The organism is Meiothermus cerbereus DSM 11376 (genome assembly GCF_000620065.1).
GTDB classification, from domain to species: domain Bacteria; phylum Deinococcota; class Deinococci; order Deinococcales; family Thermaceae; genus Meiothermus; species Meiothermus cerbereus.
On sequence record NZ_JHVI01000028.1, the window covers coordinates 1 to 17,260 of the forward strand.

Genomic DNA, 17,260 nt, shown 5'->3' on the forward strand with positions numbered 1-17,260 from the left:
CGGAGGGCTTGTTGCTCCTCCTGGTTCAGCAAGGCCCGCTTATCCCCTCCTGGGTTGTAGCGGTGCTTATCGATGAGCCCCTGGGGTCCCTCGGCGTTGTAGCGCCGGATGAGCTTGTAGACCCAGTTCTGGCTAAACCCGGTGGCCTGGCTCACCGCCAGGGTGCTGGGGCGGTGCTCCCGGGTCTGCTGGGCGTACAACCAGATCACCTGCCAGCGGGTCTTCTCCTTGGCATCCTTGCAGCTACGGTAGCGCTGTTCGAGTTCTTCCAGGCTCAGGTGGGCGTGTAGGGCTATGGCTTTGCTTGGCATGAGTTATTATCTACATAGATTTGGTATTACAGGGCACTACGGCAGTAGCTTGCGCAGCTCCTCGACCTTGTCGGTGTTCTCCCAGGGGAAACCCTCCCGGCCAAAGTGTCCATAGGCCGAGGTGGGGGTGTAGATGGGGCGCTCTAGGTTCAGGTTCTCGATGATGGCCCTGGGGCGGGCGTCGAATACTTTCTGGGCTGCCTCGGTAATTTTTTCGTCGGACACAACACCGGTGCCAAAGGTTTCGACCCGCATCCCCACCGGACGGGCCTTGCCGATGGCATAGGCCAGCTCGATCAGGGCACGCTTGGCCAGGCCCGCCGCCACGATGTTCTTGGCGATGTAGCGGGCATAGTAGGCCGCCGAGCGGTCTACTTTGGTGGGGTCTTTACCGCTAAAGGCCCCTCCGCCGTGCGGTACAGCCCCGCCATAGGTATCTACGATAATTTTGCGCCCGGTCAGACCGGTATCGCCATGCGGCCCCCCAATTACAAACTTACCCGAGGGATTAACCAGGTACTGGGTTTCCTTGCTCAGGTACTGCTCGGGGATGGCCTTCTCGATTACCTTGGTGCGGATGTCGTGGTGAATCTGGTCAGCCTCGACCTCTTCGGAGTGCTGGGTGGAGACCAGAGCAGTGCCCACATACAGGGGTTTCTGCCCCTCGTAGACCACCGTGACCTGGGCCTTGCCGTCGGGGCGCAGGTAGGGAATTTCCCCAGTCTTACGGGCTTCGGCCAGGCGGCGGGTCAGGCGATGGGCCAGCGAGATGGGCAGCGGCATCAGTTCGGGGGTTTCGTCGGTGGCGTAGCCAAACATCAGCCCCTGGTCACCTGCACCCACTCGGTCAAACTCGTCTTTAGAACCCAGCACCCGCCACTCCCACGACTCGTTGACCCCGCCTGCAATATCCGGCGACTGCTCGTCTATGGCGGTCAGCACCGCACAGGTATCGCCATCGAAGCCATATTTGGCCCGGGTATAGCCCACCTCGAGCACGGTCTGGCGCACCAGGCGGGGGATGTCCACATAACTATCGGTGGTAATCTCGCCCGCCACCATCACCAGGCCCGTGGTCACCAGGGTTTCGCAGGCCACCCGGGCCTTGGCATCCTCTGCCAGAATCGCATCCAGCACCGCATCCGAGATGCGGTCGGCCAGTTTGTCGGGGTGGCCTTCCGTCACCGATTCCGAAGTTACCAGTCGTTGCAACTTTGTCCTCCTCTAAAAGCGGTCTGGCCGCGTCAACCGACAAAGTATAGCACTTCTATGTTTTCCGTTCGACGAAAAAATCTCCCCCCAAAGCATCGGCAGGAAGCTTACAGTCAGTCGGCTTTTAGAACGCTTCGGATGAGGTTATATGAACCCCGTCTGAATCGTTCCGTTAGGGGCAGCTCGGAGTACCATCGTTTTTCCGGTTGTTGCTACCCGCGCCTCAGGCGGGGGCCCCAGAAAAAGAACGAATCAAAGTTATTAAAAACGCCTGACCCGTGCCGCATCTGCCTGATCACTTTCTAACCCGGCTGGTTATCACCTCGAGAAACGCCTGCACGATGGGGGCATCCAGGGTCTGGCCGGACTGCCTGCGCAGCTCGCGCAAGGCTTCCTGGTGGCTCCAGGCGGCCTTGTAAGGGCGGGAGTGAACCAGCGCATCGTAAACATCTACCACCGCAAAAAGACGGGCCTCGAGGGGAATCTCGTCGCCCTTCAGGCCAAAAGGATAGCCCGATCCGTCCACCCGCTCGTGGTGGTAGCGCACGATATTACGGGCCGTCTGGGACAAAAAGCCCAGGTTTTCCAGCATGCCAAAGCCGATATCGCAGTGGCTTTGCATGATGCGCCATTCAGCATCGGTAAGGGTTCCGGGTTTGAGCAAAATGGAGTCGGGAATGGCCAGCTTACCCAGGTCGTGCAGGTAGGCCCCCATGCGCAGCCCCTCGAGGTCGGGAAAGCCCAGGCGCTGCCCCAGGGCTTCGGTCAGGGCCACCACCCGGTCGGTATGACCACTGGTCTCCAGATCGCGCAGCTCCAGACCCAGCCCCAAAGCCCGCAGCGCATCCTCGCGGGTACGGGTGATTTCCTCGAGGTGCGCCACCCGCTCCAGGGCTCGCTCGAGCCGCCGCGCAACTGCCTCTAATAAAGCCAGGTGTTCTTCTGATATGTAGGCCTTATGGTCAAAGCTGGCCAGCGTAAGGGCTCCGTAAGGCGCCCCCTGCACAAACAAAGGCGCGGTGAGCAGGGTTCTCAGTCTATAAGCCAACAGCGTAGGCCAGGCCCCATCCCAGGTTTGGTAGTCCTCAATATACTGGACTTTGCCAGTAGCCAGGGCCTTGCCCATGAACCCGCTCCCCAACGACACCGGCAGGCTGGCAAAGTGCTGCAAGCGGCCCTCTTTGTCCCGCTCATGCCCTCGAACAAGCTGCATTAAACCGCTGCCTTTGCTGGTATCTTTGAGCTCCAATCGGTAAAAGCCACCAGCCGAAAGCCCCGTAAGGTCAATAAGCGTCTCCAGGGCCCGCTGGGCCATACAGACAGGCTCGTCCAGGGTCTCGAGGTCGGCAGACATCAGCACCAGTCTGCGGTAGCGCTCGGTCTCCCGTTTGGCCCGCTCGAGGGCTTGCAGGCGTGAAAACATCACCCCAGCCACCCGAGCCAGTGCCTCCAGGGCATAGCGATCCTGCGGCTGTATCTCCCCGCCCATCCCTGCTGTGTCCACCGACAGCACCCCCACCATCTGGCCCTCGGGGTCACCCATCGGCACTCCCAGGTAGGCCGCCCGGGCCCGATTGCCCGAGGTAAACACAGCGCTGGGCTCGCGGGAAGCGTCGGGCAGGTACAGTGGGCTGCGCTGCTCCAGCACCCGCCAGGCCAGCCCCTGGCCCCGCTTGTGCCGGGTACCGGCTGCCCTCTCGGCGGCAAAGCCCGCCGCCGCCACCACCTCGAGCACGTCATCTTTGGGCCGATAGAGCGTTACCAGGCTGGTTGAAGCCCTGGTCTGCCCCAGGGCTTCCTTAACTGTGAGCTGCAGCAACTCCTCGGTAGTTTGCGCTGCTGTAAGGCACTGACTGGCCAGGGCAAGGCTTTGCAAACGGGCCAGTTCACGCTGCTGGCCTGCTTGGGCTTCCAGGCGGGCCAGTACCTGCCCCACCCCACGGCCAAAGGCCTCCAACACCGACGCATCGTCCAGTTCAAAAGAGGCCTGGGCGCAGGCCACCACCACCCCAAAGCCCTCGCCGTGGGCATCCAGAAGGGGAACTAAAGCCGCGTACTCCTCAGGGGCACCCGAAATATTTAGGTACAGCCGAGGATCATCAAGGCCCGCCATCTGCACCCGACGCTCCTCCAGGGCCAGCCAGGCAGCCCCGTTCCCTCGAGGCACCGATAAGCCCGCTGCTTCCCAGTTCACAGCAGCACATACCCGTAGCTGATCCCCTTCGCGGCGCAAAGCTAGGGCGCGCTTCCCCCCTAAAATTTCTAGAATCAGATTAGGCAGCGAATTCCAGAGTGCGTCAGCCTCGCGAAAGGTGGACAGCACCCCCAGCACACGGGCCAGGCCTTCTTCCCGCTCGAGGCGGGCCTGGGTTATTCTTCGCTCTTTGAGCGTTTGCAACACCACACCCAGGCTTAGCCCGAGCTCCTGGGCCAGCGGCAAGGCTTCTGCCGGAAAGGGGGTGGCCTCGAGGCGATCCAGGCTTAGCCAGGCCTCTACCTTATCCCCCAAGGGTATCGGAATGTTCAGCGCCCAGTTAACGCCCTGTAGGGACTGGCGATCCTGCTGCGATAAACCACTGAACTCAACCTTAGCCTGAGTTATTTTGGGGCGGGCCGACAAGGCCTCCTGCAAACTGCCCCCGTACCAGCGCAGCTCGTCTTGCAAGCTCAGGGAATACCTGGGCAAGGCAATGTTGTGCCCCCGCATAGCCACAAAACGGTATGCGCTTCCTTCACGCAGCAAAGTCGAACCGGCCTGAGCCCCCGGAATCAAGCGCAAAGCCCCTTCCAAAGCCTCCGTGAGCAGGGCTTCCTGGCTGAGACTGCCCACCAAATCGCGCAATAGGGCCAACAGGCCCGGATAAGACCCCTGCATCTCCAAATCAGCCTAAGGGCGAACTGGTTTCAGTAAAAGTTTATGTATCACAACTTAGAGCGGTCTTCATGGTACAGGCCCAGTCAGGAAAAGGGCGGCTCCAGCTTTTTTTGCCGCTGGCAGTAGTGGTACAAATATCGAAGGCTGCGAAAAATGCAGGTTGCCCGTGGTCGTGCAACCGACAGGCAACCTGCTATAGAAAACGGGGGTGCCTAGACCCTTACCCGTAAAAAGCTGTCCACGTAGAAGGGCCCTTCCCAGCGCTGGCCCCGGGGCTCGTTGAGGATGGTAATACGGTTCTCCAGGCGCGGCTCCCAGGAAGGCTGGGTACGCAGGTACTCAATCAGCACTTCAGCATCGCTAAAGCCCGTATCCACCCGGAAGCCTTTGGCATCGCGCAAGACAGCAAAGCCGTCGCCGCCGCCAGCGATAAAGCTGTTGGTCACCACGCGGTAGGTGGCGCCCGGGTCGAGGGGTTGGAAGCCCGTGGGGGTCTGAACCTGAACCTGGGTAACCCGGCTTCCTGCCGGACGAGCCAGATCGAAGGTATAGCGGATACCCGCCACCCCCGACAGGAAACGGCCCGCAATCTGCTCCCACTGGGAAACGCCGTTTTCCAGCGCAGCCAGAATTTCGCTGCCTTTGAGATCGAGCACCGTCAGGGTGTTGCCAAAAGGCAGCACCTCGTTCACCTGCCCCACCGTAATGTTACCTGCTGGGATGGTGGCCCGAATGCCCCCACCGTTTTGCAGCGCAATGGTAGTACCAGCCTGACGGGTTTTCCACAGCATCGCATCGGCAATCAGGTTGGCCAGGTTGGTCTCGCGGCGGCGCACGTCGTTGCGCTCACCGTTGAGTGCTACGGCTGCCCTGGAAACCACCTGGGCCCGCAGTGCCGCGATGGGCAGACCATAGGCGGCAATGGCGTCGAGGGCGAAGCGGTCTTCGGGCAGGTTGGCGGTCATGGGGATTACCTGGCCCTGGTGGGCCACCAGCTCACCCCGCTCGTTGAAGGTAACCTGCAGGCGACCCACCACCTTGGCCCACTCCCAGGCCTGCACCACCAGCACATCTTTGTTCTCGGGGTTCTTGATGATGGTGGGGTAGGCCCCGCCCGGGCGCAGCTCTGGGAAGGGGGTCTGGCCCAGTAGGGTATGGCTGTGGCCACCCACAATCACTTGCACGCCCGTTACCTTGCGGGCCAGCTCCTGGTCTTGCAGATAGCCCAGGTGCGAGAGCACCACAATGTACTTCACGCCTCGAGCCAAGAGCTCCACCACGGCTTGCTGGGTAGCCGGAACCGGGTCGGTAAAGCGGACGTTGGGGCCGGGGCTCGAGAGGATAGAGGTTTCGGGGGTGGTGAGGCCAATGATACCCACCTGCTGTCCTCCCACACTCACCACCGCGTAGGGCTTAATGCGCCCCGCCAGCTTGGGTTCCCTCGAGACATCGGTATTGGCCGAGACCACCGGGAAGCGCACCCCATTCAAAAAGTTGGCCAGCCCATCGGGCCCCAAGTTGTACTCGTGGTTGCCGGGGGCCATAGCCCGGATGCCCATGCGGTGCAAAAGGTGCCGATCGGCCAGCCCCTGGTACTGATTGAAGTAGAGGGTGCCCTGGAACACATCGCCTGCATGCAAAAACAAGGGGTTGGTAGCCGTACCGCGCAACCGGTCAAAAAGTGAAATCACTCGAGCAAAGCCACCGAGGCGCTGGTTTGCCTGCCCCCCCAGGGTCAGACCGCCGGTGGGCTCGAGCCGGGCATGGGTATCGTTGATATGGACTATGGTCATAGTAAAATTGCCGCCCTGGGCCCGGGTCAATCCGGCCAGGGCTGCTCCGCTAACCAAGCCTGCTTTGAGTACATCTCTACGACGCATGGTTCCTCCTCTGCTAAACTGCCAGGTTATTCTATACCGGCTCGTCAAAGCCAAGTCACGCACCCTAGTGCGTGTGGCTATCACTTTAATCTGCAGCATCCTGGCTTTGTCAAAGCCGCGTGTGGTATGAACCCCCGAAGCCTTCTAAAAGCCGACTGGGTGTGGGCGCTCCTCCTTGTGGGTGCTTTGGGTGAGGGAGCTCCATCTTGAAACACCCGGCCAGCCCTTAGGTTGCGGAGGACAGTGCGGCCTTTGGTTTCCCGGTGTTCCTGCTGCGGCTTCGTCTTCAAGCTTCTTCCTGGTATTGCTTTTGGTGGCTCGAGCTTGAAGCTTTTTTCAGCAAACCCTCAGCCCGCCCGGATAGCCTTGTTGCATAACCCGCCCACAAGTATGCGTGCGCGAAGGAGGGTTTATGCGCTATTTAGCAGCTTTTCTGGTAACCGTGGCGGTTGGCTGTCAGGACATGCCTCCCAATCCCAACCCGCCTCCTGCGGGCGAGCCGCAGCTTCATCTGAAACTGGTTGTTTCCTCCGGTCTGACCCAGCCGCTTTACCTGACGCATGCCGGGGATGGTAGCGGCGATCTATACGTGGTGGAAAAAGCCGGTCGAATACGCATCATTGAGGGCCGCACCCTGCGCACACAGCCCTTCCTCGACATCACCGGAAAAACCGCCAAGGGCGGTGAGCAAGGCCTGCTGGGCCTGGCCTTCCATCCCAACTACCGCAACAACGGCTTTTTTTATGTGAACTACACCAACACCTCTGGCGACACCATCATTGCCCGCTACAGCGCCAACCGCAGCACCAAGCTAGCCGACCCCAGCACCGAGCAGGTCGTTCTGAGCGTAGACCAGCCCTACGATAACCACAATGCTGGCTGGCTGGGCTTTGGCCCCGACAAAATGCTCTATATCCCCCTGGGCGACGGGGGTTCTGGGGGCGATCCAGAAAACTATGCCCAGCGCCTCCTTCCCCAGGATGGGAACCGCCACATGCTGGGCAAGGTGCTGCGCCTCGACGTCAACGGCAGCGAAACAGGCCTCAACTACCGCATTCCTGCAGATAACCCCAGCCTGGGCGGGCGGGTTTCGGAACTCTGGGCCCTGGGCCTGCGCAACCCCTGGCGGGCCAGCTTCGACCGGCAAACCGGCGACCTCTGGATTGGCGACGTGGGTCAGGGCACCCAGGAAGAAATAAGCCTGGGCCCCGGCGGCGGCAAGGGCCTTAACTACGGCTGGAAAATCATGGAGGGCAACCACTGCTACGACAACAGCATTCCCCCTGGCTGCAATGGCGCCAGCCTGACCCCGCCGGTACACGCCTATGGGCGCAGCGATGGTTACTCGGTTACGGGGGGATATGTTTACCGGGGTTCGCGCTTCCCCCGTATGCGGGGCCGCTATTTTTTCACCGACTTCGGCTCCGGCCACCTCTGGAGCCTGCGCCTGGTAAACGGCACCTGGACACGCAAAACCGAGATTGGCTCTGCCGGGACGGGCCTGGCCTCCTTCGGCGAAGACGAGCAAGGCGAGCTGTACCTGATTAGCTTATTTGGAGGGCAGGTCTGGCAGCTCGAGGACCAGCTCTAGGCAGCAAGCGCAGCGCCAGTCGGCCAGGAAACTTGTAGTCCACACACATCGGCCTCAGAAAAGGCCGGGCTACACTGGGCTTATGCGAAAGATGGTCTGGTTTGCCCTGCTGTGGCTTGGCCTGGCTTCTGCCCAATCCATCAACCTGGTTCCAATCGCCAACAACCTCAGCCGCCCGTTGTTTCTGACCTACGCACCCGACGACACCGGGCGGCTTTTTATCCTCGAGCAAGGCGGCACCATCCGCATCTGGCAGAATGGGCGGCTGCTGGCCGAGCCGTTCCTGGATGTGAGCAACCTGGTTTCTTGCTGTGGTGAACGGGGTCTGCTGGGGCTGGCTTTTCATCCCGACTTTCGTCAGAACAACCTCTTCTTTATCAATTACACCAACCGCAATGGCAACACCGTAATCGCCCGCTATCGCGCCAATGGCAACCGTGCCGAGGCTGGCTCTGCCCAAATTTTTCTTACCGTTGAACAGCCCTATGCCAACCACAACGGCGGTATGATCGCCTTTGGTCCGGATGGCATGCTGTACATTGGCATGGGTGACGGAGGTTCGGGCGGCGACCCACTCAACGCCGGGCAGCGGCTCGACACCTTGCTGGGCAAAATCCTGCGCCTCGAGGTAAACCGCAGTGAGGGCAACAGGGCCTACGCCATCCCCGCCGACAATCCTGTGCTGGCTGGGCGTCGCAGTGAAATTTGGTCCTATGGCTGGCGCAACCCCTGGCGCTTCAGCTTCGACCGCCAGACCGGCGACATGTGGATCGCCGATGTGGGTCAGAATGCCGTGGAAGAGGTAAACTTTCAGCCCGCCAGCAGCAAGGGGGGCGAGAACTACGGCTGGCGCATCATGGAAGGTGACCGCTGCTTCAATCCTCCGCAAAACTGCAACCGCGAAGGTCTGGTTATGCCCGTGCTGACCTACACCCACGACCAGGGCCGCTCCATTACCGGGGGGTACCGCTACCGGGGTAACGCCATGCCGGCCTTCAGAGGCACTTATTTCTATGGCGATTACGTGAGTGGGCGCATCTGGGCTGCTACACCCCAGGGCGACCGCTGGCAGAGCCGGGAAGTTCTCAAAACCGACCTGAACATCAGTTCCTTTGGCGAAGACGCCGCCGGCGAGCTGTATGTAATTGACCACCGCGGCACCGTCTACCGCATGGCCCAGCGTTAACAAAAACTGCCTCCCACTTGGGAGGCAGGCCCATTAGGCAAGCCCATCTCAGGGCAGGTAGTTACCGGGCGTGCCCAAGGTCTCGGGTTTTTCGGTCCACTCACCGGCAATCCCCAGCTTCCAGGCGCCCGCCACGCCGCTAACGTTGGTATAGCCCCCATACACACCCAGCCGCACGCCGCGCACCACGGTGTAGTAAAGCGAAGCGGTTACGTCGTAGCCCAGACTGAGGCCGAAAGGATAGCGCAGGCCCCCTTCCAGATAGGCATTGATGTCGCGGCTGAGTTCCAGCTTGAGGCCGGCATAAGCATTGGCTGCTGCGTTCAGCGAGACCGATGGCACAACCACCAGGGTGGCATCCAGGCCTGCACCCCCATAGAGCACCGCGGCATCAGCAACCCGCTGCGTGATGAAGATTTCCCCACCCGCATCAAAATCGAAACTGAAAGGGCCAGGCACCATAATCTGGTTGGAGCCAAAGCGGATGGCCCCCTCCACATAGCCGGTACTAGATTCATTCAGCTTGGTAACCCCCACCAGGCCAGCGCGGCTTGCCAGCACCAGCTGGCCTGCAAAAATCCTGGGCGCAGGCTAGCGCCAGCCAGGAAGTTTTCGGTCAGGTTGAAGGTGTAGTTAAGCGCCGTACCCCGGTAGGTGCGGTAAGGGGTTATGAACTGGCCACCCACCACCCCAAATTCGGGCAGAAACTGCAGGTTTCCGGTGATGGAAAAGCCATCGGCTAAAGCGGCACTGCCGATACCCAGCGAAGCTATTACTGCCAACACGGTTTTTTTCATATTGCCTCCTACTGGCAAAACGCCACAAACGGCCCAATGATAGTGGCTAGGTGCGCCCTTTAACTGAGAGGGATTGAAAATTTCCCTAATGCAAATCATAAAAAATGTCTTTTTGCTGGGGCCCCCACCTGAAGCTGCGCCAAGAGCTGCTCTCGCATCCGGTTGGTTTTGACCTGCCCTAAACAAAAAGCTTCTGGTGGGGTTCATATAAGCCCCTCCAGACCTGTGCCCACGGCTTACTGAAGCAGCCAACCGGCTAGGAAGCGAGAAAGGCCTGCCAAAAGCCTGGGCAATACCGGTATGCTAAACACATGGCACGAACCAAGCAGGATATTCTGCAAGAGCTAAAAGACCATCGGGTACGCTTCCTGCGCTTGCAGTTCACCGACATTTTGGGCATCAACAAAGTAGTTGAACTCCCGATTAATCAGTTTGAGAAGGCTTTAGACGGCGAGATTATGTTCGATGGTTCCTCCATTGAGGGCTTTGGCCGCACCGAGGTCGAAGAGTCGGACATGCTCTTGAAGCCGGATTACAACACTTTTGTGGTCTATCCAAGAGAACTAGAGCCCACCACCAAAGGTGCCGTAGCTCGCTTAATCTGCGATATTGCTTACCCCGATGGCAAACCTTTTGAGGGTGACCCTCGCCAGGTGCTCAAGCGGCAGGTCGAACGAGCCCAGAAAAAAGGTTTCGACAACCTCTTCGTGGGCAGCGAAGTGGAATTTTTCTTGTTTAATCGCAGCCCCGAAGGCAGCCCGACCATTCACACCTACGACCGGGCAGGCTACTTTGACCTGGCCCCCACCGACAGGGGTGAGGAGGCCCGCCGGGATATGGTAGACATGCTGGTAGCACTGGGGTTGCAGCTCGAGGCCGCCCACCATGAAGGCGCCCCTGGCCAGCACGAAATTGACTTCAAGTACACCGACGCTCTCCAGGCTGCCGACAACCTGACCACCTTTAAGTTTGTGGCCAAGCGCATTGCCATCAACCACGGGCTTCACGCCACCTTCATGCCCAAGCCCATTGCTGGCATTAATGGCTCAGGCCTGCACTTCCACCTGTCGCTGTTCAAAAATAGTGAGAATGCTTTTTATGAGCCCAGGGGGAAGCTCGAGGTCTGGCCCCATCAGCTATCCAAAACCGCCCTACAATTCATCGCTGGCCTCTTCGAGCACGCCGAGGGCATGGCCGCCATCACCAACCCGCTGGTCAACTCCTACAAGCGCCTGACCCCGGGATACGAAGCCCCCACCAGTGTGGCCTGGTCGGTTTCGCACCGCAGCGCCATGATCCGGGTTCCCAAACGGCGTGGCAGGGGCACCCGGGCCGAGTTTCGCCTCCCCGACCCCTCCTGCAACCCCTACCTGGCCCTGGCGGTGATTTTGGGCGCGGGCCTCGAGGGTATCGAAAGCAACCTGACCCCCCCACCCCCCATCGAACGCGACGTATACGAGCTTTCGGTACGGGACAGGCGCAAGTACCGCGTCAGCGAGATGCCCAGAACCCTGCGCGAAGCCCTCGAGGCCCTGCAAAAGAACCGGGTCGTCCGGGCCGCACTGGGCGAGCAGTTATACAAAGATTTCCTCAATGCCAAGCAGGTGGAATGGGACTCCTACCGGATCGCAGTTCACCAATGGGAACTTGATCAGTACCTGGCCGAATACTAAGTATCTCCATATGTTGAAATGCAAGATGCTGTTCCGAAGGGTCGCTTTAGGAATTGCGCCAGGTACGCATAGACTCATTCCGCGGGTTTTGCCAATCTACCCTGGCGCAACTTAACGCCGTCGCGTCAAGATACAGCGGGGGTAGTGCAGGGTTGCGCAAAATCATGCAGCCAGTCAGTCCCGCTCCAGCTAAAGACTGATGGCTTCAGTCTTTAGAGCTGCAAAGGCCGCTACCCCTGTTGCAGTTTCAGCAAAATTGTGTACCCTCAAAATGGCTGGAAAAATAACCGCCCACATTGACACACCTTGGTGTGGGCTGGGTAGAATAGGCCAGCCATCACGGCTAAGTTTTTGTTCTTTAGGAGGAATCGGCATGAAAAAGCTCGCAATTCTAGCGCTGGGCGTATTGGCCCTGGGTGTGGCCTCGGCCCAGTCCAACGTCATCAAGATCGCTTCGGTCTCGCCCCTGTCCGGGCCCCAGTCCGGTCTGGGTACCGCCATCCAGCAGGGTGCCCAGATGGCCATAGAGGATGCCCAGGCCCGCTTCCAGCAGCTTGGCTTCCAGCTGCAGTTCAGTCCTCAAGATGACCAGGCCACCCCGGATGTGGGTGTGGCGGTAGCTCGCCGTATCGTTAACGACCCCGACCTGCTGGGCATCGTGGGCCACCTAAACTCGGGTGTGGCCATTCCCGCCTCGGAGATTTACAAAGACACCAACCTGGTCATGGTCTCCCCCGCCAACACCAACCCCCGCGTTACCGACCGCGGTTACTTGAACGTCAACCGCATCTGCGGGCGCGACGACGTGCAGGGCCCGGTGGGCGCCGAGTACGCCGTGAAGGTGCTCAAGAAAAACCGCCTGTTTGTGATCCACGATAAAACCCCCTACGGCCAGGGCCTGGCCGAAGCCTTCGCGGCCCGCGCCAAGGAGCTGGGTGCTAACGTAGTGGCCCTGGTAGGCACCGAGGAAGCCTCCAACTTCCAGCCCCTCATCCTGCAGATGCGCGCCCAACGCCCCGACCTGGTCTACTACGGTGGCATCTACGACAAGGGTGGCGTGCTGGTCAAGCAGATGCGTGAGCGCGGCATCACCGCCACCTTCATGGGCGGCGACGGTCTGGACGCTTCCGACCTGGTCAAGATTGCTGGTAGCGCTTCGAAGGGTGTGCTGTTCACCACCACCGCTGGCCCCATCAGCACCCTGCCCAAGGCTGCTGCCTTTGCCCAGCGCTACAAGGCCAAGTTCGGCAAAGACCCCGAGGCCTATGCCGTGTACGCCTACGACGCGGCCAATGTGATTCTGGCTGCCCTCGAGGCTGCCATCAAGGCCAACAACGGCCGCAAACCCACCCGTGAGCAGGTGGCCCGTGCGGTGCGCGAGGTCAAGCTGGACGGCCTGACCGGTCGCATCGAGTTCGATAGCAAGGGAGATCGCAAGCTCTCCGACTACTACATCGTGGGCATGAAAGAAGCCAAATACCCCGGCGAAGTGCTGCGCGTGATTCAGTTCGCGCCCCCAGCCGCTCGCCAGTAAGCTTTACTCAATAGAGCGCTCTTCATAAACATTGAACCCGTGAAGAGTGCGATAGAGGCTCCCGCATCCGCGGGAGCCTTCTTTTTATGCAGCTTTGCGTGGTTTTGTGGGAAAAAATAAAAAACTGACTCTTGAGTCAGTTTTTTATTTTTTGATATGCCCTGTTGTCAGGTTTGTTTGCAACCGATATACTCTGGCAGGCTTATCTGGAAAAGAGCACGCGCTTCAATGAGTTTATATGCGTGGGTTCGTATAATCTTAAAGGCTAGGAGGTTTACTTGACGGTTGCAGATCTACTTGCCATCCTGCCGCAAACCTTGCTCGAAGGTCTGCTGTTGGGATTTGTCTATGCCATGGTGGCCCTGGGCTATACCATGGTTTACGGGGTGCTGGGGCTGATTAACTTTGCACATTCCGAAGTTTTCATGATCGGAGCGGTGATTGGCCTCGAGGTCTTCCGCTTCTGGGGCAACCCCGAAGCGCCCGTAATTTCCAACCCCTTTTTGCTCTTGCTGGTCGCCCTGGCTTTTGCCGCGGCAGGATCAGGCCTTATGGCCACGCTGGTGGAGCGCTTCGCTTACCGGCCCCTGCGCAAGCGGGGCAGCAAAAACATCCTGGTGCCCATGATTACCGCCATCGGGGTCTCGTTCTTGCTGCAAGACCTAACCCGTATTTATGCGGCCGTACGGCATAACGAGTTCAACATGCAGTACCGAACCTACGATGCCCTCAACGTCGTGTTCGAGTTACCCCTGCAAACCAACATTCAGGTCAAGGGCATCATCATCATCGTGGTCTCTATCCTGATGCTCATCGGACTGACCTACCTGGTTAACCGCACCAAGCTTGGCAAAGCCATTCGGGCCGTTTCGCAGGATATGCAAACCGCCGCACTCATGGGCATCAACCCCGACACCATCATCTCGCGCACCTTCCTTGTTGGCGGTTCGCTGGGCGGGGTGGCTGGGGTTCTGTTCGGCTTGCTGTACACCAATGTAACCCCATACTCAGGGGTGTTGCCTGGACTAAAAGCCTTTACCTCGGCTGTTCTGGGTGGAATTGGCAACATCCCCGGCGCTATGGTTGGGGGGCTTATTCTAGGACAGCTCGAGACCCTCTCGGGCACTTTTCTACCCTTCCTAACCAATGGCAACTTTGGCACCGAATACAAGGATGTGTTCGCCTTCCTAACCCTGGTTTTGCTGTTGCTCTTCAGACCACAGGGCATCTTTGGTCAGAATGTGAGTGAAAAGGTATGAGCCAGTCTATTTTTCCTTTCACCCTCGCCTTCACGGCCCTTTCCATTCTGGGGGCTTTGCTGGTACCCCAAAACGGGCTGACCAACCTGGCCTTGCTGGTATCGGTAGGTCTGGTAAGCCTGGGCAAAATACCTACCGCCTGGCGTTCAGGTCTGCTGGCCGTCTTGGCCTTGGTGCTCACCATCCTGCTTCGGCTGAACCCCAGCGACAAGCTGGCCTTCTACGGCCTTTTGGCCGTGCTCGTAGCGGCCTTTTTGCTGCCTAATCTGAGCAGTCTGGTGCGCATCGCCCTGGGGGCAGCCATCCTGTTTATCGCGGTGCCCATCGCCGGCCTGACCAACTCGTTCTTGTTTGAGCTGGGCATCCAGATTGGAATTTTTGCCGCGCTGGCGCTGGGCCTGAATGTGGTGGTAGGGCAAGCCGGGCTCTTGGATCTGGGCTTTGCGGCCTTTTTCGCTATTGGGGCCTATACCTGGGGCATTTTTGGCTCACCGCAGGCCTCCCAGTTTATCGCCGGCTTTCCTGCTGCGGGCCTGCCGGGCAATTACCTGTACCTGTTTATGGCCCTGGCTGTCATTACCGCGGCCATTACCGGGGTACTGATTGGCCTCCCCGCCCTGCGGCTGCGGGGCGACTATCTGGCTATCGTTACCTTGGGCCTGGGCGAGGTAGTACGGGTTTTTGCCAACAACCTCGACAAACCCATCAACATTACCAACGGCCCCCAAGGCATTACACCGGTTAATCGTCCTGAGGTGGGACCGCTTACCGAATTCTTGCGGGCCATCGGCGCAGAACGCCTGTATGGGCGCCCTATTGACGAGCCCATCGCCTACTCGTTCTTCTTCTACTTGTTGGTGCTGCTGGTGATTGGCATTGTGGTTCTGGTCAACATCCGGCTGGCCAACTCGCGCTTTGGGCGGGCCTGGGTGGCCATCCGCGAGGACGAGATCGCCGCCAAGGCCATGGGCATTCCACTTTTGCCCACCAAGCTGCTGGCTTTCGCCACCGGTGCTGCTTTTTCCGGCGCCATGGGCGCGGTTTTCGCCGCCAAACAAACCTTTGTGAGCCCCGAGTCCTTTACCCTGCAAGCCTCAATTAACATTCTGGCTTTCGTAATTCTGGGTGGCATGGGTTCCATTGGCGGAGCGGTGGTGGGCGCTGCTGCCGTCACGGTGCTCAACATCGGTATCCTCAAGGATTTCTCCGACCTGCTGAACACCTGGCGGCAGACCGGGGTCACCATTTTGGGCTTTAACATGGCCAACCTGCCCCCCCAGCTCAACCCCGCAAAATACGAGCGTCTGGTGTTCGGTTTGATTCTGATTCTAATGATGATTTTTAGACCCGAAGGGCTTATACCCGAGCAAAGGCATAAAGCCGAGCTACAAGAAGCCCGTCAGGAGGCCAAAGAAGGCGGTGGCAAATGAGCGAGTTGGCCCTGGATGTACAAAACGCCACCAAAAAGTTCGGCGGGTTGGTGGCCGTCAACGACGTGAGCCTACAGGTGCGACCCAAAGAAATTTTCTCGGTGATCGGCCCCAACGGGGCTGGCAAGACCACCTTCTTCAACCTGCTGACCGGAATTTATAAGCCCGACACCGGGCGGGTGGTCTTTTTCGGCCAGGACATCACCGGCTATTCACCGGATAAAGTAGCGCGCACCGGTATTGGCCGCACCTTCCAGAACATCCGCTTGTTTAAGGCCATGACGGTGCTGGAAAACGTGTTAGTGGGGCACCATAGCCTCACCCATCAGACCTACTTCGATGTCCTGTTGCATACCCCCCGGTTTCACCTGACCGAACGAAAAGCCAAAGCGCGGGCCATGGAACTGCTGGCCTACTTGAACCTGGACAAGCGGGCCGAAGAGCTGGCCTCCGGGCTTTCGTATGGGGAGCAGCGGCGGCTCGAGATCGCCCGGGCTCTGGCCCTGGAACCCAAGCTGCTTTTTCTGGATGAACCGGCGGCGGGGATGAACGAGCAGGAGACCGAAGACCTTAAGGTACGCGTGCGCAAGCTGCGCGACGACCTGGGTCTGACCATCGTGCTCATCGAACACGACATGGCCATGGTGATGAGCATCTCGGATCGGATTGCGGTGCTCGAGTACGGCTCCAAGATTGCCGAGGGTTTGCCCGCCGAGATCCGCGCCAATCCGCGGGTTATTGAAGCCTACCTGGGCAAAGGCGCAGCAGGACAGGCCGGAGGGAGCACGCATGCCTCTGCTTGAAGTCAAAGACATCCACACCTACTACGGTCATATCCACGCGCTCAAGGGTATATCGCTCACGGTGGAGGAAGGCGAGATTGTTACCCTGATTGGCGCCAACGGCGCGGGAAAAAGCACCACCTTGCGCACCATCAGCGGCATGAACAAGCCCCGCAAGGGCGAGGTGCTGTACCAAGGCAGCCCCATACACAAACTGCCCGCCGACAAAATCGTGGGGCTGGGTATCGGGCATGTGCCCGAAGGGCGGCGCATCTTCCCCCGCATGACGGTGGAGGAGAACCTGGAAATGGGCGGCTTTCTGATCCGCGACCCTAAGGTGGTACAGGAGCGTAAGGAGCAAGCCTTCGCCCTGTTTCCGCGTCTGGCTGAACGGCGCCACCAAAAGGGCGGCACCTTGTCGGGGGGGGAGCAACAGATGCTGGCCATTGGGCGGGCCCTGATGCAAGACCCCAAGCTGCTGCTGATGGACGAGCCCTCGATGGGGCTGGCCCCGGTACTGGTGGACTTTATTTTCGAGATTATCCAGAAGCTCAACCAGCAGGGCAAAACCATCCTGCTGGTGGAACAAAACGCCCGTCTGGCCTTGCAAATCGCCCACCGCGGCTATGTGCTCCAAACCGGCCACCTGACCATGAGCGGCCCGGCCAAAGAGCTGGCAACCCGGCCTGAGATCCAGGAAGCCTACCTGGGCGGCCATTAAACTGTGGGG

Annotated in this window: 14 protein-coding genes; 8 read left to right on the forward strand and 6 right to left on the reverse strand. The window is 59.5% G+C overall.

What is annotated here, in order from left to right; genetic code table 11:
- The 4 genes from Q355_RS0110855 to Q355_RS0110870 all read right to left on the reverse strand — a co-directional run.
- On the reverse strand, window positions 1-311 hold a 311-nt coding region (locus tag Q355_RS0110855), incomplete at its 3' end, for a helix-turn-helix domain-containing protein (RefSeq protein WP_027877826.1).
- Window positions 312-347: 36 nt separating this feature from the next.
- Window positions 348-1,523, reverse strand: a complete 1,176-nt coding sequence (gene metK, locus Q355_RS0110860) for a methionine adenosyltransferase (protein ID WP_027877827.1) — start codon at window positions 1,521-1,523, stop codon at window positions 348-350.
- 295 nt (window positions 1,524-1,818) lie between these two features.
- A complete protein-coding gene (locus Q355_RS0110865; RefSeq protein WP_027877828.1) occupies window positions 1,819-4,398 on the reverse strand; it encodes an HD domain-containing phosphohydrolase in 2,580 nt (859 codons plus the stop codon).
- A gap of 212 nt (window positions 4,399-4,610) precedes the next feature.
- Window positions 4,611-6,278 carry a bifunctional metallophosphatase/5'-nucleotidase gene (locus Q355_RS0110870; protein ID WP_027877829.1) on the reverse strand — a complete coding sequence of 556 codons (1,668 nt, stop codon included), beginning with the start codon at window positions 6,276-6,278 and terminating at the stop codon, window positions 4,611-4,613.
- A gap of 412 nt (window positions 6,279-6,690) precedes the next feature.
- Between Q355_RS0110870 and Q355_RS15770 the strand changes: the two genes are divergently transcribed.
- Together Q355_RS15770 and Q355_RS0110880 are read left to right on the forward strand one after the other, a co-directional pair.
- Window positions 6,691-7,869, forward strand: coding sequence for a PQQ-dependent sugar dehydrogenase (locus Q355_RS15770; protein WP_245597557.1), 1,179 nt, complete (start codon window positions 6,691-6,693; stop codon window positions 7,867-7,869).
- 82 nt (window positions 7,870-7,951) lie between these two features.
- The gene (locus Q355_RS0110880) at window positions 7,952-9,055 is read left to right on the forward strand and encodes a PQQ-dependent sugar dehydrogenase (RefSeq protein WP_027877830.1); all 1,104 of its coding nucleotides are present in this window, start codon (window positions 7,952-7,954) and stop codon (window positions 9,053-9,055) included.
- A 48-nt stretch (window positions 9,056-9,103) separates the two neighbouring features.
- Here Q355_RS0110880 and Q355_RS15775 read toward each other — a convergent pair whose 3' ends face one another.
- Window positions 9,104-9,616, reverse strand: a complete 513-nt coding sequence (locus Q355_RS15775) for a hypothetical protein (protein ID WP_245597558.1) — start codon at window positions 9,614-9,616, stop codon at window positions 9,104-9,106.
- The gene (locus Q355_RS17155; RefSeq protein WP_245597559.1) at window positions 9,574-9,852 is read right to left on the reverse strand and encodes a hypothetical protein; all 279 of its coding nucleotides are present in this window, start codon (window positions 9,850-9,852) and stop codon (window positions 9,574-9,576) included. The genes Q355_RS15775 and Q355_RS17155 overlap by 43 nt, the downstream gene beginning before the upstream one ends.
- Window positions 9,853-10,163: 311 nt before the next feature.
- Here Q355_RS17155 and glnA point away from each other — a divergent pair, with 311 nt between their 5' ends.
- The 6 genes from glnA to Q355_RS0110915 all read left to right on the forward strand — a co-directional run bounded on the left by glnA (window position 10,164) and on the right by Q355_RS0110915 (window position 17,251).
- Complete coding sequence (gene glnA, locus Q355_RS0110890) at window positions 10,164-11,525, forward strand: type I glutamate--ammonia ligase (RefSeq protein ID WP_027877831.1); 1,362 nt, start codon at window positions 10,164-10,166, stop codon at window positions 11,523-11,525.
- Between the two features lie 373 nt (window positions 11,526-11,898).
- Window positions 11,899-13,059 (forward strand): branched-chain amino acid ABC transporter substrate-binding protein, encoded by a 1,161-nt coding sequence (locus tag Q355_RS0110895; RefSeq protein WP_027877832.1) that lies wholly within the window; start codon window positions 11,899-11,901, stop codon window positions 13,057-13,059.
- Between the two features lie 278 nt (window positions 13,060-13,337).
- The gene (locus tag Q355_RS0110900) at window positions 13,338-14,318 is read left to right on the forward strand and encodes a branched-chain amino acid ABC transporter permease (protein WP_027877833.1); all 981 of its coding nucleotides are present in this window, start codon (window positions 13,338-13,340) and stop codon (window positions 14,316-14,318) included.
- Window positions 14,315-15,748 carry a branched-chain amino acid ABC transporter permease gene (locus tag Q355_RS0110905; RefSeq protein ID WP_027877834.1) on the forward strand — a complete coding sequence of 478 codons (1,434 nt, stop codon included), beginning with the start codon at window positions 14,315-14,317 and terminating at the stop codon, window positions 15,746-15,748. The genes Q355_RS0110900 and Q355_RS0110905 overlap by 4 nt, the downstream gene beginning before the upstream one ends.
- Window positions 15,745-16,551, forward strand: coding sequence for an ABC transporter ATP-binding protein (locus Q355_RS0110910; protein ID WP_027877835.1), 807 nt, complete (start codon window positions 15,745-15,747; stop codon window positions 16,549-16,551). The genes Q355_RS0110905 and Q355_RS0110910 overlap by 4 nt, the downstream gene beginning before the upstream one ends.
- A complete protein-coding gene (locus Q355_RS0110915; protein ID WP_027877836.1) occupies window positions 16,538-17,251 on the forward strand; it encodes an ABC transporter ATP-binding protein in 714 nt (237 codons plus the stop codon). The genes Q355_RS0110910 and Q355_RS0110915 overlap by 14 nt, the downstream gene beginning before the upstream one ends.
- Window positions 17,252-17,260 lie beyond the last annotated feature (9 nt).